This window comes from Raoultibacter massiliensis, assembly GCF_900199545.1.
Classification (GTDB): Bacteria; Actinomycetota; Coriobacteriia; order Coriobacteriales; family Eggerthellaceae; genus Raoultibacter; species Raoultibacter massiliensis.
This window is the reverse complement of record NZ_LT962671.1, coordinates 2,136,235-2,151,164: the sequence shown is the minus strand read 5'-3', so window position 1 is coordinate 2,151,164 and position 14,930 is coordinate 2,136,235. Positions and strand designations below refer to the sequence as shown.

General features: G+C 58.6%; 15 protein-coding genes. 12 read left to right on the top strand and 3 right to left on the bottom strand.

The features are described 5' to 3' along the window. Positions 1 to 130 precede the first annotated feature (130 nt). The 3 genes from hypA (at position 131) to nadE (ending at position 2,100) form a co-directional block, all read left to right on the top strand. A complete protein-coding gene (gene hypA, locus C1719_RS13490) occupies positions 131 to 514 on the top strand; it encodes a hydrogenase maturation nickel metallochaperone HypA (protein WP_102375581.1) in 384 nt (127 codons plus the stop codon). 5 nt (positions 515 to 519) lie between these two features. Beyond that, positions 520 to 1,173 carry a hydrogenase nickel incorporation protein HypB gene (gene hypB / locus C1719_RS13485; RefSeq protein WP_102375580.1) on the top strand — a complete coding sequence of 218 codons (654 nt, stop codon included), beginning with the start codon at positions 520 to 522 and terminating at the stop codon, positions 1,171 to 1,173. Between the two features lie 108 nt (positions 1,174 to 1,281). Then, complete coding sequence (nadE, locus tag C1719_RS13480; RefSeq protein WP_102376089.1) at positions 1,282 to 2,100, top strand: NAD(+) synthase; 819 nt, start codon at positions 1,282 to 1,284, stop codon at positions 2,098 to 2,100. 26 nt (positions 2,101 to 2,126) lie between these two features. Here nadE and C1719_RS13475 read toward each other — a convergent pair whose 3' ends face one another. After that, entirely contained in the window at positions 2,127 to 3,659 is a 1,533-nt protein-coding gene (locus C1719_RS13475; protein ID WP_102375579.1) for an FAD-dependent oxidoreductase, read from the bottom strand. Positions 3,660 to 3,936: 277 nt separating this feature from the next. On the opposite strand from C1719_RS13475, the gene C1719_RS13470 reads away from it, so the two are divergent. The 5 genes from C1719_RS13470 (at position 3,937) to C1719_RS13450 (ending at position 9,164) form a co-directional block, all read left to right on the top strand. Beyond that, the gene (locus C1719_RS13470; RefSeq protein ID WP_102375578.1) at positions 3,937 to 5,163 is read left to right on the top strand and encodes a sensor histidine kinase; all 1,227 of its coding nucleotides are present in this window, start codon (positions 3,937 to 3,939) and stop codon (positions 5,161 to 5,163) included. Beyond that, positions 5,156 to 5,944 carry a response regulator gene (locus C1719_RS13465; RefSeq protein ID WP_245874530.1) on the top strand — a complete coding sequence of 263 codons (789 nt, stop codon included), beginning with the start codon at positions 5,156 to 5,158 and terminating at the stop codon, positions 5,942 to 5,944. Before C1719_RS13470 ends, C1719_RS13465 begins: the two co-directional genes overlap by 8 nt. A gap of 227 nt (positions 5,945 to 6,171) precedes the next feature. Beyond that, positions 6,172 to 6,459 carry a co-chaperone GroES gene (locus tag C1719_RS13460; RefSeq protein WP_102375577.1) on the top strand — a complete coding sequence of 96 codons (288 nt, stop codon included), beginning with the start codon at positions 6,172 to 6,174 and terminating at the stop codon, positions 6,457 to 6,459. 66 nt (positions 6,460 to 6,525) lie between these two features. Next, on the top strand, positions 6,526 to 8,157 hold the full coding sequence (gene groL, locus C1719_RS13455) for a chaperonin GroEL (RefSeq protein ID WP_102375576.1): 1,632 nt from the start codon (positions 6,526 to 6,528) through the stop codon (positions 8,155 to 8,157). A gap of 455 nt (positions 8,158 to 8,612) precedes the next feature. Further along, entirely contained in the window at positions 8,613 to 9,164 is a 552-nt protein-coding gene (locus tag C1719_RS13450) for a MarR family winged helix-turn-helix transcriptional regulator (protein WP_180963619.1), read from the top strand. 69 nt (positions 9,165 to 9,233) lie between these two features. On the opposite strand, the gene C1719_RS13445 is transcribed toward C1719_RS13450, so the two are convergent. Beyond that, a complete protein-coding gene (locus C1719_RS13445) occupies positions 9,234 to 9,875 on the bottom strand; it encodes a hypothetical protein (RefSeq protein ID WP_102375574.1) in 642 nt (213 codons plus the stop codon). Positions 9,876 to 10,108: 233 nt separating this feature from the next. Next, positions 10,109 to 10,585: a helix-turn-helix domain-containing protein gene (locus C1719_RS13440; RefSeq protein WP_180963618.1), complete on the bottom strand. Its 477-nt coding sequence runs from the start codon at positions 10,583 to 10,585 to the stop codon at positions 10,109 to 10,111. Positions 10,586 to 10,694: 109 nt separating this feature from the next. On the opposite strand from C1719_RS13440, the gene C1719_RS13435 reads away from it, so the two are divergent. From C1719_RS13435 to C1719_RS13420, 4 genes are all read left to right on the top strand, one after another. Continuing rightward, positions 10,695 to 11,519: a TrmH family RNA methyltransferase gene (locus C1719_RS13435; protein ID WP_102375572.1), complete on the top strand. Its 825-nt coding sequence runs from the start codon at positions 10,695 to 10,697 to the stop codon at positions 11,517 to 11,519. A 163-nt stretch (positions 11,520 to 11,682) separates the two neighbouring features. After that, complete coding sequence (locus C1719_RS13430) at positions 11,683 to 12,543, top strand: putative manganese transporter (protein WP_245874529.1); 861 nt, start codon at positions 11,683 to 11,685, stop codon at positions 12,541 to 12,543. Between the two features lie 76 nt (positions 12,544 to 12,619). Then, entirely contained in the window at positions 12,620 to 13,222 is a 603-nt protein-coding gene (locus C1719_RS13425) for an HD domain-containing protein (RefSeq protein WP_102375570.1), read from the top strand. 173 nt (positions 13,223 to 13,395) lie between these two features. After that, positions 13,396 to 14,871: an alanine/glycine:cation symporter family protein gene (locus tag C1719_RS13420; protein ID WP_102375569.1), complete on the top strand. Its 1,476-nt coding sequence runs from the start codon at positions 13,396 to 13,398 to the stop codon at positions 14,869 to 14,871. Positions 14,872 to 14,930: the final 59 nt, after the last annotated feature.

Sequence of the window (14,930 nt, the reverse complement as noted above, 5' to 3'; positions counted from 1 at the left end):
TCGCGATAGGATTGGCTACGCTGATCGGTGCTGCACGCAAAACGGGTGCAGCACCGATTACACTTTCAGGTACGGATAGCCGCAATTCCACCGAACAGGATGGGGTTTGCGTAAACGAAAGGTTCGCCACGTGCATGAATTAGGCATCATGACCGGCGTCATGGAGTCGGTAGAAACCGCTGCAAAAGAAGCGGGAGCCGATAAGGTTCTCAAGATCAACCTTTCGGTTGGCGTTATGACCGAGGCGATCGAAGACGCTCTGCGCTTCGCTTTCGAAGCGCTTTCCGAAAATACCATCTGCGAGGGCGCAGATTTCGAGATCACCATGATCCAGCCGAGGAGCCGGTGTCTCGAATGCGGCATCGAGTACGAACACGATCGTCTGCACATGCTCTGCCCCGAATGCGGGAGCTTTGCAACCCAGCTGTTGGCGGGCAAGGAACTGCAGATCGATTCGATCGAAGTGGACATACCGGATGATGGGGCGTCCGATGATACGAGCGAAGGAGCGTAAAGGTCATGCAGATTGACATCAAGCAGCCGATTCTCGGGAAAAACGACGAGCTGGCAAAGAAGAACCGCGAACTGTTCGCCCAGCACAACGTCTTCGTTCTCGATCTGTTGGCAAGCCCTGGATCGGGCAAAACCTCCACGATCCTCGCCACGATCGACGCGCTGCGCGACGAGTTCAACATCGCCGTCATCGAAGGAGATATCGCCTCGAGCGTCGATGCGGAAAAAATCAAGGCTCAGGGCATTGCAGCCGTGCAGATCAACACGGGCGGCGCGTGCCATCTTGAAAGCGATATGATACGGCGCGCGGTTGATGTGCTCGATCTTGAGCGACTTGATCTTATCATCGTCGAGAACGTGGGCAACTTGGTATGCCCGACCGATTTCGATCTGGGCGAGAACATGAAGGTCATGATCCTTTCTGTTCCCGAGGGCGATGACAAGCCGCTCAAATACCCGGGTGTGTTCCAGGCTTCCGAGGCGATCATTCTCAACAAGGTAGACACGATGCCCGTGTTCAACTTCGACAGCGATGCCTTCTACGCGTCGGTCAAGCAGCTCAACCCCCAGGCGCCCGTTTTCCCCATAGCGGCGACCAAGGGCGAAGGCGTTACCGAATGGGCGGAGTGGCTTGCCGAGCAGATTCGCGCGATTCAGTAGCGGCAGAGAATCGGCAATGCGATCGAAACCTTCGCGCGCTATGCTTGACAAGGCGAGATGAAGCAAGACGGCACCTTGCTTGAGTCGAAGGCGGAGAAAGGCAAAGGCATGCAACCTCAGGAAAAATACCGCGCGTGCGTACGCGCTCTGAAAAACTACGCTGACGAAGCCGGATTCGTCGATGCCGTCATCGGGTTGTCGGGCGGCATCGATTCGGCGGTTGTAGCGGTTATGGCGGCCGATGCATTCGGGGCCGGCCATGTCCACGGCGTTTTGCTTCCGGGGCCATATTCGAGCGAGCATTCGGTCGAGGATGCCCAAGAGCTGGCCGATAATCTGGGGGTTTCCGCATGCACCGTTTCCATTCTCGAGCCGTTCGAAGCGTTCGAGCGCGTGCTTGCCAAGGCATGCGGCGGAGAGCTTTCGGGGCTTGCCGCCGAAAACACGCAGGCCCGATGCCGCATGGTGTGTTTGATGGCCCTCTCGAATGCCTACGGGTGGATGCTTGTTAACACGGGCAACAAGAGCGAGGCGATGATGGGCTACTCAACGCTGTACGGCGATACCGCTGGAGCGTTCGCCCCGATGGGCGGGCTCTATAAAACCGACGTCTATGCAGTCGGCCGTTGGCGCAACGCCCAAGCGGCCGACGCAGGCGAAACGCCGCCGATTCCCGAAAACGTATTCACCAAGCCGCCGAGCGCCGAGCTGGCTCCCGACCAGCAGGACGAGAAGAGCCTCGGCATATCCTACGACGATCTGGATGCGATACTGATCGCCGCAATCGAGCACGGCAGGTCGGTCGATGAGATTGCGGGGGAGGGCTTCGATCGCGACATGGTGGAAGGCGTGCTGGCGAAAACGCGCCGCTTCGCGTTCAAGCGCGCCATGGAGCCTCCTTGCCCCCAAGCGGCGTTTTACCGGTAGGGTGGTTCTTGTACGTTGCGGGCTTTTCAGGATTGCGCCTCGTTGCTCTCCTTCTCGGCTTTTTCGTCTTCGGCGGCAAGCTCGTCGACGATCGCCTTCCCGACGATCATTCCGAACGCCGCGTTCGACGCGAGGCCGTTGGCGCTTTCCGCTGCGCATGAGCCGCAGCAGTACGCGTTGGCCACGGGCAGGGAAGCGGCGTTGACGATTTGGCCCGTATCGCTGGTTTTCAGACCGCCGAGCGTCTTGTAGCGTACGGGAAACTGCTTGATGGCGTAGTAGGGCCCTTCGAGCGGCTTCAATCCTGCTTGCCGGCCGAACTCCTCGTCTTTGCCCGCCTCGACGGCGTTGCCGTACGCTTCGAGCGCATCGGCAAGCGCATCGGCGGGTACCTTCATGGCCGACGCAAGATCGTCGAGGGAATCGAACGGTCCGACAAGGCGCTTGGCCGATTTGCTTGAAACGTAGGCGACGCTGCGCGAAAGGATTCCCTCGGATAGCTGTTTGTCGAATACCGTCCACCAAAATCCGAGTTCTTGCGAAACGCATTCGGTCGCCGATTTGCCCGCCTGGTCTTCGCGAGCGAACCGCACGCCTTGCGGCGAAACGTTCACGCTCGGTCCGAACAGGCCCCAGGCCGATACTTGGGGAACATCGCTGGTGAGCAGCGCGGGTTGGTCCATCTCGGCTGTTTGCCCGCCCAGGGTGGCGCCGAGGGCGATGCCATCGCCGACGGAGTGGACGGTTAGGCATCCGATGGTCGTTTGGTCGGGACTGTTCTGGTTGATCATGTACTGGTTCGAGCAGAACCCGCCTGTTGCCAGCACGATTTTTCGAGCCCGCACGTCGAGTATCGAGTCGGATTTCGAGGAGAAAAACCGCATGCCTACGGGGTTGTTCGCGCCATCGAGGATGAACGCGACCGCCTTCATTCCAAGCGAGAATGAAACGCCCTTGCCGGCAAGCCCTTCCTTAATGGGGGACATGATGCTGTCCATATCGCCGATGCCCTTTTTCGGAAGCAGGAACGATTCGGTCGTTGGGCCTTTGGCGTAGTCCTTCGGGTCGGCGAAAGATGCCTGATAGACGCTTACGGCATGATCGATCCATTCCGCTTGCGCCATGACGAGGCTCTGCTTGAACCGGAGATCGTCGGTGCTTCCCTCTTCCTCGAGTTCGGACTTGCGCTCCTTCCAGGCGTCTTCGGCGGTCTTTTCTATACCGGCGTTTTTCTGGATATCGGTTCCCGAAACGTAGAACAGCCCGTTGGCTTCGTAGCTCTCGCCTCCCAAAAGGTCGCGCTTGTCGACGACGAGGACCGATCGCTTTTCCTCAATGGGAGGCATGGCGGCGGACAGGCCCGCGATGCCGCTGCCGACGATAAGCACATCGACGGTTTCCTCGAACGAAACCTGCGGCGAGCCGACAACGCTTTCATCGCCTGAGGAGTTCGTCTCGGCAGGCGAGGCAAGCTCGGTTTCGCAACCGAACAGGGCGCCGCCGATCGCAAGCGTTGCGGCCGAGGCCCCGGCAAGCTTGAAGAATTCGCGTCGTTCCATTGCGGCAGCCTGATCCTTTCGATGGGCGAATGCGCAGCACTCGATAGCGTGTTCGTGAAGAAGACACCCGAGTATAGGGCCCTGCAACGCCTCTTGTCACCACCTGCCTCGGCGAACGACGCAATCTCTCCACGGACCGTCGCAAACCGCTGGAGCTCCCTCGTATTTCTCGCCCGCATGCTTTTCGGATGCCGCTGTATCCTGTACATAGTTACAGTTTGAATATACTCTTGCCAGAGTATGGCGAAAAGGGCGGCGAGTAACCTACTATACATGCATGGAAAACTTTTTATTCAACACCAAGAAGATGGAAGCCGCCGATTGGCTGTTCGATGCGGCTGTTGCCATCGGCGCGTTTGCGTTCGGCTGTGCACAGCTTCTTTTGACCATGTCGTCGGTCGTGATGCCCGACGAGCTGTTTCGTCAGCTGCTCGGTATTCCGAATGCGATGCCCCAGACCGGCGCCTACGTCGCCATAGGCTTGACGACGCTTCCCCTCGTTGCGCGGCGCAAATCGCCGTGGCTCGTCTTCATCTTCGTCATGATAGCGTTTTTGGGAACCCAGGAGATTCTGGTAGGGTACACCCTGGCCGTTCTCGGGCCGATCATCGGCCTGTTCACGATCGCCCACGAGCGCGATCGAACCGAGGCGGTCGTCGCAACGGTGCTGGCGGTGATCTCGCTGCTCTTCATCGCGCTTCCCACGAACAGCGAAAGCCTTTCCGACCTCATGAGATTGCAAAACGTCACCTACATGGTGGCCGCCGCGCTCGGCGGGTTCGCGCTGCGCACGCATCAGGAATACGTGGCGGAAACCGAGCGGCGCGCCATCGCGGCGGAGAAGAGTCGCGAGGAGGAGGCCGCCCGTCGTGTCGAGGAAGAGCGCGTGCGCATCGCTCGTGAGATCCACGACATAACGGCACACTCGCTGTCGGCGGTGAGTATCCAGGCGGCTGCGGCCGATCGCCTCATCGACAAGGATCCTATTGCCGCCAAAGAGGCCATCGGCACGATTCGCGCGACCTCGAAGGATGCGCTCGAGGAAATACGCAGCATGATCGGCGTTTTGCGCAGCGGAGATGCGCAGGCCGAAACGGCTCCGACCGTTGGAACCGAACGTATGGGCGATATCGTATCCTACCTTGAGGACGCCGGACTGAACGTCGACTACGACGACTCGGGATTCGATCGCGAACGGGTGCCCGCCTACATAGATGTGGCTCTGTTCGGCATCGCGCGCGAAGCGGCCACCAATATCGTGAAGCATGCGCACGCAAGCGGCGTTTCGATTCGCCTTGCCGTGGACGGCGAGGCGGCGCGCCTATCGATCGAAGACGACGGGCGCGGGCGCAACGATGAAGAAACCGACGGGCACGGCATAGAGGGCATGAACGAGCGGGTGAGCTTGCTCGATGGTACGATATCGGCGCATAACCGCGCAGGAAAAGGATTCGCCGTGCGCGTGAGCATACCCTTGGGTGAAGCTGGGAGGAATCATGGCTGAGGAATTGATCGGCGGGTCCGATCTCTACAACGACAAGTACCGCGAAATGCAGGAGCGGCTGCGCCAGCGCAGCGAAGAGGCCGCGCGCATGGCCGATGAGGCGCTGAGCCGCGGACCCGAGCTGCGCGTGGTGATTGCCGACGATCAGGATCTTGTGCGCAACGGGTTCAAACTCATCCTCTCGTCGTTCGAGAACCTGAAGGTGGTGGGCGAGGCGAGCAACGGGCGCGATGCGGTCGAGCGCGTCCGCGAAACCAAGCCCGACGTCGTGCTCATGGATATCCGAATGCCGATCGAAAACGGCATCGAGGCAACGGCGGAGATCACGGCTGATCCCGAACTCGCTGATACGCACGTGCTGATTCTGACCACGTTCGATATCGACGAGTACGTCTACGATGCGCTTTCGGCCGGTGCGAGCGGGTTCATGCTGAAGGATTCCGAGCCCGATGATATCGCCGATGCGATCGAGGTGGTAGCCAAGGGCGATGCGCTTATACAGCCGTCGATCACGCGAAGGCTCGTCGAGACGTTCGTGGAATCCCGCGCGCGCAAAGTGCACTCCGAAACATCGCTGTCGGTTCTTACCGACCGCGAGCGCGAAATACTCGCCCTTGTCGCCCGGGGTCTCACCAACGACGATATCGCAGCCGATTTGGTCATTTCGCCTGCTACGGTGAAGACGCATGTGGCCCGCATCATGTCGAAGCTCGGGGCCCACGATCGAGCCCAGCTCGTCGTGCTTGCCTACGAGAACGGTCTTGTGGTTCCGGGCGCGTAAGGGCTGGCTGAAGGCCCTTGGGTCGATGAACTGTAGAGTCCTTGTGAAACCTTAGTCAAAGGCGCTTAGATAATCTCATTTTTTCTTGCATTGGCTTCCGTTGGTGGTAATATATCGCATTGTTTAGCACTCGTTACTCAAGAGTGCTAGCACTCCGCTCAAACGAGTGGTTAAATAGTGCAACGTGACGTGATTCAGAAAGAGCCGATCGAAAGGAAGGCATAGATATGAATCTTAAACCATTGGGTGACCGCGTGATCATCAAAGCAGATGAGGCCGAGACCACGACTGCGTCTGGTCTGTACATCGCGTCCGAGGCGAAGGAAAAGCCCACGACCGGTGTTGTGCTCGCAGTAGGCGATGGCAAGCTCGACAAGGACGGCAAGCATCTGCCGATGCCCGTCAAAGTTGGCGACAAGGTTATCTATGGGAAGTTCGGCGGCACCGAGGTTACCGTTGACGGCGAGGACGTTCTGATCCTGCGCGCTGACGACCTGTACGCGGTTTTCGCCTAGCCTTCAGCTTTTTTCTCAGAATATCAGCGAGTAAAGCAGTTCGATCATCGAAAGGAAATGAGCACTATGGCAAAAGATATCAAGTTCGAAGCCGACGCGCGCAGCGCGCTTGCAGCAGGCGTTTCCAAGCTGGCTGACGCCGTCAAGGTGACGCTTGGGCCCAAGGGCCGCTATGTCGCTTTGGAGAAATCCTACGGCGCACCGGTTATCACCAACGACGGCGTGACCGTCGCCAAGGAAGTTGAGCTGGAGGATCCGGTCGAGAACATGGGTGCGCAGCTCGTTCGCGAGGTTGCCGTTAAGACCAACGACGTTGCCGGCGACGGCACCACCACCGCAACTCTGCTTGCCGACGTTATCGTTTCGGAAGGCCTGCGCAACGTGACCGCCGGCGCTGATGCGCTTGGCATTCGCCGCGGCATCCAGAAGGCAACCGATGCGGTCGTCGAAGAGATCAAGAACACCGCAACCGAGGTGTCCGGCAAAGAGCAGATCGCCAACGTGGGCACCATCTCCGCAGGCGATGCCGAAATCGGCGAGAAGATCGCCGAGGCCATGGACGCTGTTGGCAAGGACGGCGCCATCTCTGTCGAGGAGAGCCAGACGTTCGGCCTCGAGATGGACATCGTTGAGGGCATGCAGTACGACCGTGGCTACATCTCTCCTTACATGGCTACCGACATGGAGAAGATGGAAGCCGTTCTCAAAGACCCCTACATCCTGTTGACCGACCAGAAAGTCAGCAACATTCAGGATATGGTGCCGCTGCTGGAAGAGGTTATGAAGTCCGGTCGCCCGCTGTTCCTCGTCGCTGAGGACGTTGAGGGCGAGGCTCTCGCTACCATCCTTCTGAACAAGCTGCGCGGTACCTTCAACTGCGTCGCCATCAAGGCTCCTGGTTTCGGCGATCGCCGCAAGCGCATCCTCGAAGACATCGCTGCCGTTACCGGCGCGCAGGTTATCGACAAGGACTTCGGCATGACCATGGCCGATGCGACCATCGATATGATGGGCCACGCGAAGACCGTCAAGGTCACCAAGGATACCGCGCTCATCGTTGACGGCGCGGGCGATAAGAAGGCCATCGAGGATCGTATCCATCAGATCAAGGCCGAACTCGAGCGCGTCGACTCCGATTTCGACCGCGAGAAGCTCCAGGAGCGCCTCGCCAAGCTTTCCGGCGGCGTTGCGGTGCTCAAGGTCGGTGCCGCTACCGAATCCGAGCTCAAGGAGAAGAAGAGCCGCATCGAAGACGCCCTGCAGGCAACCCGTGCGGCTGTCGAAGAGGGCATCGTCGCCGGCGGCGGCGTCGCGCTTGTGAACGCCATTCCCGCGCTCGAGAAGGTTGAAACCGCCGACAAGGACGAAGAGGTTGGCATCAACATCGTGCGCAAGGCGCTTGAGGCTCCGATGCGCGCCATCGCTCAAAATGCGGGCTTCGAGGGCAGCGTTGTCGTCGAGCACGTGAAGAGCATGAAGGTTGGCGAAGGCCTGAACTGCGCAACGGGCGAGTACGGCAACATGATCGAGATGGGCGTGAACGATCCGGTCAAGGTTACCCGCACCGCGCTGCAATCCGCCGCGTCGGTTGGTGCGCTGATCCTCATCACCGAGGCAACCATCAACGAGATTCCGAAGGACGGTCCCGATCTGTCCGCGCTCGCCGGTGCGGCTGGTGGCATGGGCGGGATGATGTAGGCCGGATCGGCTGCATTTCGTCTGGTGTCTGCACTGTCTTGCGAGGAGGCCCCACGGGGCCTCCTTTTTTGCGCGCGCATGCCGGACTGCGGGGAGCCGTCGTGCCGGACTGCGGGGAGCCGTCGTGCCGAGTTGCGGGGGCGTCGTGCCGTACGCCATCGTGCATAGCGGGGGCGGCGGGTATGCAATGTGCGCTTTCGCAAGGACAACCGTGCGTTCGCGGGCTTTGGATCATTCGTGCGCAAAGCGCGCTTCGTCACGTTTCGTGGCGGCACGTACCAGTTCGTTGCCCTCAGTTAACCTTATATGTGAATAATTAAGAAATAGTTATTTATCTGGGATAATGTGATGATTAAACGTACTTTATGAATAATGTATGGCGATGCTTGGTTTGCCTTGATGCATCGCTATTATGGATCGCGGACAAAACGAAGTACGACACCCAGGAGGATCATATGTCTACCGAAGCACGCAATCTGCCGGATCAGTTCCGCCACTGTTCGAATCTCATGCGCCGCATGTACCATCAGAGCGGTCCGATGAATACCCGCCACGGCCAGGGCAAGCTCATGCATTATCTGCTGTCCATGGACGGCGCGACCCAAAAGGACCTCGCTAAAGAAATGCGCATGTATCCCGCATCGCTCGCCGACGTTGTTCGCCAGGCCGAGTGCAACGGCTTCGTCTCAGTTGCCCCATGCGCCGACGACGCCCGCAGCACGGGTGTGTTCCTGACCGACGAGGGCCGCGCCATCGCTGAGAAGCGAGCCGCTGCCAACGAGCGCGTTGCCGAGGACATCTTCGCCGATTTCAGCGAAGAGGAGCGCGCGCAACTCGAAGGCCTGCTTGCGAAGCTCTCCGATTCGCTGGAGAAGAAGGCCACCGAGGGCGACGACGAAGACCGCCGCTGCAACCATCGCAGCCGCCGCAGCCGCCGCTACGACGGTCATCGCAAGTGCGGCGGACGTCGCATGCGCAAGAACGACCAGTTCGTTTCAAGAGCGTAGCTCGCGCTGGGATACCGCGCTTCGCCAAGTGGGCGGCTCCGGAAACGGTGCCGCCCGCTGCTTTCTAGGCTACTTTTGCGCGTAATGTCCGATTGCCGCATGGGTGTCATCGGAGGTTGTGAAATCAAGCGAAACGTGAGCCCCTTCGAGCGTGAGTATGTTCGAATCCCGGTACGAGGTCAGGGAAAACAGCTCCTTGAGTTTTGCGTCGTCGGTTTTTTGCCCCAGTTTTATCGTTTCCTGTTGCATGAGCACAACCGTATACTCCCTGTTCGCATCGGCTGGCACGCTTTCTAGCGGAGCCGGCTTCCACGAGGAAACCTTGAGATCGGCAACGAATGCGGCGATATCGGATTTATCGGTGAGCACGGATACCGTCTCGCCCGTTGACGCGTCCATAAAATTGATCTGCTGGGTTTTGTCGGCGCCTGCGCTGTCGATGCTGCCGTCGATGGCGGAAATCGCCTCGCCGAACGAATCCATCATGTCGATCTGGGCATCGCTTAACGATGACATTACCTCGTCGCCCACGGTGCCGAAAATATCGTCTGCCAGCCTCGCAGCCGCATCGGCTGCGTCATCGATGTCTTCTTTGGTGATGGGGTGCAGGGTGTCGTCCCCATCGTTGTATCCCGCGACGCATCCAGAGAGAAGCGCGCAGCCCATTGCTGCAACGAGTGCGACGATGCCGATCTTTACGTGAGCTCTCATGTGTTCCTCCTCGTGAAACGTGCATTCCCTAAGCAAAGTACCTATAGAAATAGTATTTGCAGCTTTGATCTGCGCGGCAGGTCATGCGGCCATTGTAGCGACGGCGTAAAACCTCCGTTGCCTGTTTTTAAGGAATGTTTCCGAGGATCGAGGAATGGCGGGCATGGGGGCGCGCGAGACTATTCGCATTCGCATCTTCGGGTCCCGTTGTTGTTTGGCAGCCGTCGAGGCATTCAGTGCGGTTCGGCAAGGCTGCGGATCGTGAAGAAAATGCCGATGAGCACTTCGACGATCGACAGCCCTACGAGGAATCCTGCGAGGAAATCCATCACTTCGCTTGCTGGGAGTTTGGCGAGGGACTGCCCGATGGTGAGCGTCGTGATTCCCAGCATGATGACCAGGATGCCGATAAGCGTTCTTTTTTCGCGCTGCAGTTGCCCGATCGTGTCGAGCGCTTGTTTCATGACGGTTTCTGCCGTGCTTCTTTCCCGATCGGTCTCGATGTCTTTTCCGCTCATGAGCTCGTTGAACGAAACGCCGAGACTTTCGCAGAGCGGCTGCATGATCGCGCCGTCGGGCAGGCAGCGGCCGTTTTCCCATTTCGAAACCGCTTTGCCGGTGATGCCCAGCTGCTCGGCAAGTTCTTCTTGCGTGATGCCGAGCTCCCTTCGTTTGAGGGCGATATAGCGCCCCGTGATGCGTGCGTCCATGAGCACCTCCTTGTGCGTCTTCGATGATACGAAGTAATGTGCGACGATGCCACCGCTTAAAAGTAGAATATGGTAGAACTCGATCAAGAACGAGAGGTGGACCGAAGACATGTCTATAGTGAAGCTCGATACGCTGGATGATTCCCGCCTCGATGCCTACGCGCGCCTCACCGAGGTGCAGCTGCGCAACAAGCTCGAGCCCGAGAAGGGCATTTTTATTGCCGAATCCGAAAAGGTGATCGTGCGAGCGTTCGACGCGGGGTACGAGCCTGTCTCGTTTCTCATGGAAGAAAAATGGCTTGATGTATCGGCGGAGGTGATCGCGCGTGCAAGCGAGGACGTTCCCGTATTCGTGCTGCCATCCGACGAGCTCAAGCGTCTGACGGGGTTCGAGCTCACGCGTGGCATTCTTTCTGCAATGCGCCGTCCGCCGCTGCCGAGCGTGGAGGACCTTCTGGTGCGTGCGAAACGCGTGGCCGTGCTCGAAGGCATTGTCGACCACACCAACGTGGGAGCCATTTTTCGTTCGGCTGCCGCACTTGGGGTCGATGCGGTGCTCGTAACCCCCTCATGCTGCGATCCTCTGTATCGTCGGGCGGTGCGCGTTTCGATGGGCACGGTGTTTCAGGTGCCATGGACGCGCATTGGAAAAACCGTTGTCGATTGGCCCGGAGAAGGGCTTGCCCGCCTGCGGGATCTTGGGTTTGCGACGGCTGCGTTCGCCCTGACCGATGATTCTCTTTCGCTTGACGACGCCCGGCTTCGCGCCTGCGATCGGCTTGCCATGATATTCGGTACCGAAGGCGATGGGCTTGCCCGGGCGACCATCGCCCAATGCGAGTACACGGTTAAGATCCCCATGGCTCACGGAGTCGATTCGCTTAACGTTGCCGCTGCTTCGGCTGTGGCGTTTTGGGAGCTGCGCTCGCGGTAGCGGTTGCCCGTGGCGGAGCATCCGCAAATACAGCGCGGATCTTTGCGGGAATCGCCGCAAAGTGTGTCAAGACGTTCCCTTTTTCTGCGATTCGTCAACGGACGCGTATGCGGGGCCGGTGTGGGTTTTGATTCTGCTAAAATACTCTGCCATGGAAATCGTCTTGCATATCTTAGAGCATTCGCTGATCGACACGCTGCGGCTCGTCCCTTTTTTGTTCGTCACGTATCTTGCCATGGAGGCGCTCGAGCATAAGGCGGGGGATAGGGCCGAAGCGGCTATTCGCAAGGCGGGGGCTGCCGGTCCCGCGATCGGCGCAGTGCTCGGCGTATTTCCCCAGTGCGGATTCTCCGCTGCCGCCGCCACGCTGTATGCCGGACGCGTGATCACGTTCGGTACGCTGATCGCGGTGTTCCTCTCTACTTCCGATGAGATGCTGCCCATCTTCATCGCCGAACAGGTCGATCCCATCGTCATTTTGAAGATACTGGGAGCGAAGCTGCTGATCGGCCTGATCATGGGCTTTCTAGTTGATGGCGTCATGCGAATCGCACGTCGGCGTGGAGCCGATGACATGAGCATTCACGAGCTGTGCGAGCGAGACCGGTGCCATTGCCATGGCGGCGGCGGTGGGATTCTCAAGAGCGCCGTCAAGCATACGCTGCAGGTAACGTTGTTCATCTTCATCATCACGCTTGTGCTCGAAGCGGCGATCGAGGGCGTTGGCGAAGACGTGCTCGCCGAGTTCCTCGGCGCGAATCCCGGCCTTTCGGTGTTCGCCTCGGCGCTTGTAGGCCTCATCCCCAATTGCGCGGCGAGTGTTGTCATCACCGAGTTGTATCTCGAGGGGACTCTGGCTGCGGGGGCCATGATGTCGGGTCTGCTTGTTTCTGCGGGCGTCGGCCTGCTGGTGCTTTTCCGCACGAACCGCCCGGTAAAGCGAAACATCGCCATACTTGCCGTGCTCTACGGTATCGGCGTGGTGTGGGGCCTTATCATTTCGGCCGCGGGGATTACGTTCTAACGGAGAAGCGCGTTGCCTTTGTCAACCGAATTGCTATAGTGGGCATAAGACGGATAAGCGTGAAACAGGAGGAACCATGGCGAAGCTTGAAGCTGGAATGACGCGCGACGAGGCGTTCGCGCTTTTGCAGGAGCATAATAAGGATCCCTTCCATATCGAACACGGCGAAACGGTCGAGCAGACCATGATGTACTTCGCTCGCGAATACGATCCTGAAAACGAAGAGTTCTGGGGGATTGTGGGTTTGCTGCATGATCTGGATTGGGAAGAGCATGACGACGAGCCCGAGCTGCACACCATCTATGCGGCCAAGGACATCGAGGCCGCCGGCGGATCGCCGGAGCTCATTCGAGCCATCCAGTCGCACACGTCCGATTTCAATACCGATCTGCCGAAGCCCGAGCTTCAGATGGAGAAGATCTTGTTCGCGACCGAGGAGCTTACCGGGCTGATCGGTGCCGCGATCGTCATGCGTCCGTCGAAGAGCGTTATGGATTTCGAGGTGAAGTCGCTTAAGAAGAAGTTCAAGGACAAGCGCTTCGCTGCCGGCGTGAGCCGCGATGTTATCCGCAGCGGCGCCGAAATGCTCGGCTGGGAACTCGACGAACTGTTCGCCCGCACGATCGAGGCCATGCAGTCGTTTGCACCCGATAGGGATACGTTCGTTCCCGCCGAGTAGGGCGGCGAAGAAATCGGCGATCGGGGCCTCCTTGCGGAGGCCCTTTTTGCATTCTCATACGAATTCGATCCGAAGCTATGCGCCCAACCTGTTGTCTCGGATGTACCCTTATGGCAATCGATCTGGTACAATTCGCTGGTCAGCGAGACGAGGAGGTGCTGAATTTGGACGGGATGACCGATCTTCTCATCAGTATAACGGGCGCGATCAGCGATGCCATGTACACGTACGTTTTGGTTTTCATGCTTGTCGGCGTGGGAGTGTACTTCACCATACGGACGAAAGGCGTTCAGTTCCGCTACATCAAGGATATGTTTGCGGTGCTGACCGAGAACAAGCACGTTGGAGGCAGCAGGAGCGTGTCGTCGTTTCAGGCGCTCATGGTCTCGACGGCGAGCCGCGTGGGTACGGGAAACATCGCGGGTATCGCCACGGCCATCGCCACGGGCGGGCCGGGGGCGGTATTCTGGATGTGGCTCATGGCGCTGATCGGTTCAGCGTCGGCGTTTATCGAATCGACGCTTGCTCAGATGTTCAAGATCAAAGGGCCGAACGGCGAGTTTCGCGGAGGGCCTGCGTACTACATCGAACAGGCGCTCGGAAAGCGTTGGCTCGGCGTTCTGTTCAGCATATTGCTCATCATATGCTTCGCCTACGGGTTCAATGCGCTCCAATCGTTCAACATGAGCTCTTCGCTCGAGTACTATATTCCCGGATATTCCGAATCGCAGGCTCCGCTGGCGTTGGCTATCGTGCTCGTGGTGTTTACGGCGTTCGTCATCTTCGGTGGTGCGCATCGCATCAGCTTCATGACATCTATAATCGTGCCGATCATGGCCATCGCCTACATCGCTTTGTCGGTATGGATTACGGCGACGCATATCGATGCGATACCGGCCGTGTTTTCCCTGATATTCGAATCGGCGTTCAACTTCCAGTCGATCTTCGGCGGATTTGCCGGCTCGGTTGTGGTCATCGGCATCAAGCGCGGTTTGTTCTCCAACGAGGCGGGCATGGGCTCGGCACCTAACGCCGCGGCTGCCGCATCGGTTTCCCATCCTTGCAAGCAGGGGCTCGTTCAAACGCTGTCGGTGTTCATCGACACGCTCGTTATCTGCTCGTGCACGGCTATGATGGTGCTCGTGTTCTTCGTCGGTGGAACGCCCGGCGATCTCAACGGTATGCCGCTTGTCCAGCAGGCCATCAACTATTCGGTTGGCGAGTTGGGCATCCATTTCATCACGTTCTCCATCTTCGCGTTTGCGTTTTCGAGTTTGATCGGAAATTACTTTTATGCCGAAAGCAATATCAGGTTCATCAAGGATAACAAGATCGTGTTGTTCGTGTTCCGAATCACCTGCCTGATCGCTATTTTCATGGGGGCGCAATCGAGTTTCGATCTTGCCTGGAACATCGCCGATATCGTTATGGGCGCCATGGCCTTCGTGAATATCATATCGATTGTTCTGCTGGGTAAATGGGCTCTGCGCGCACTCGACGATTACACGGCTCAGCGCAAAAGGCATGAAGACCCGGTTTTCGTCGCGTCGAGCATTCCCGGCTTGCCGCCGACGCAGTGCTGGCACGAGACCGCAGAGGAGCTCGCCGAACGCGATCGAGCCTTGCGGACGAGGGAGGAGCAGGTCTAAACTGCTCGTTGCTCGTTGCTCGTTGCTCGTTGCTCGTTGCTCGTTGCTCGTTGCTCGTT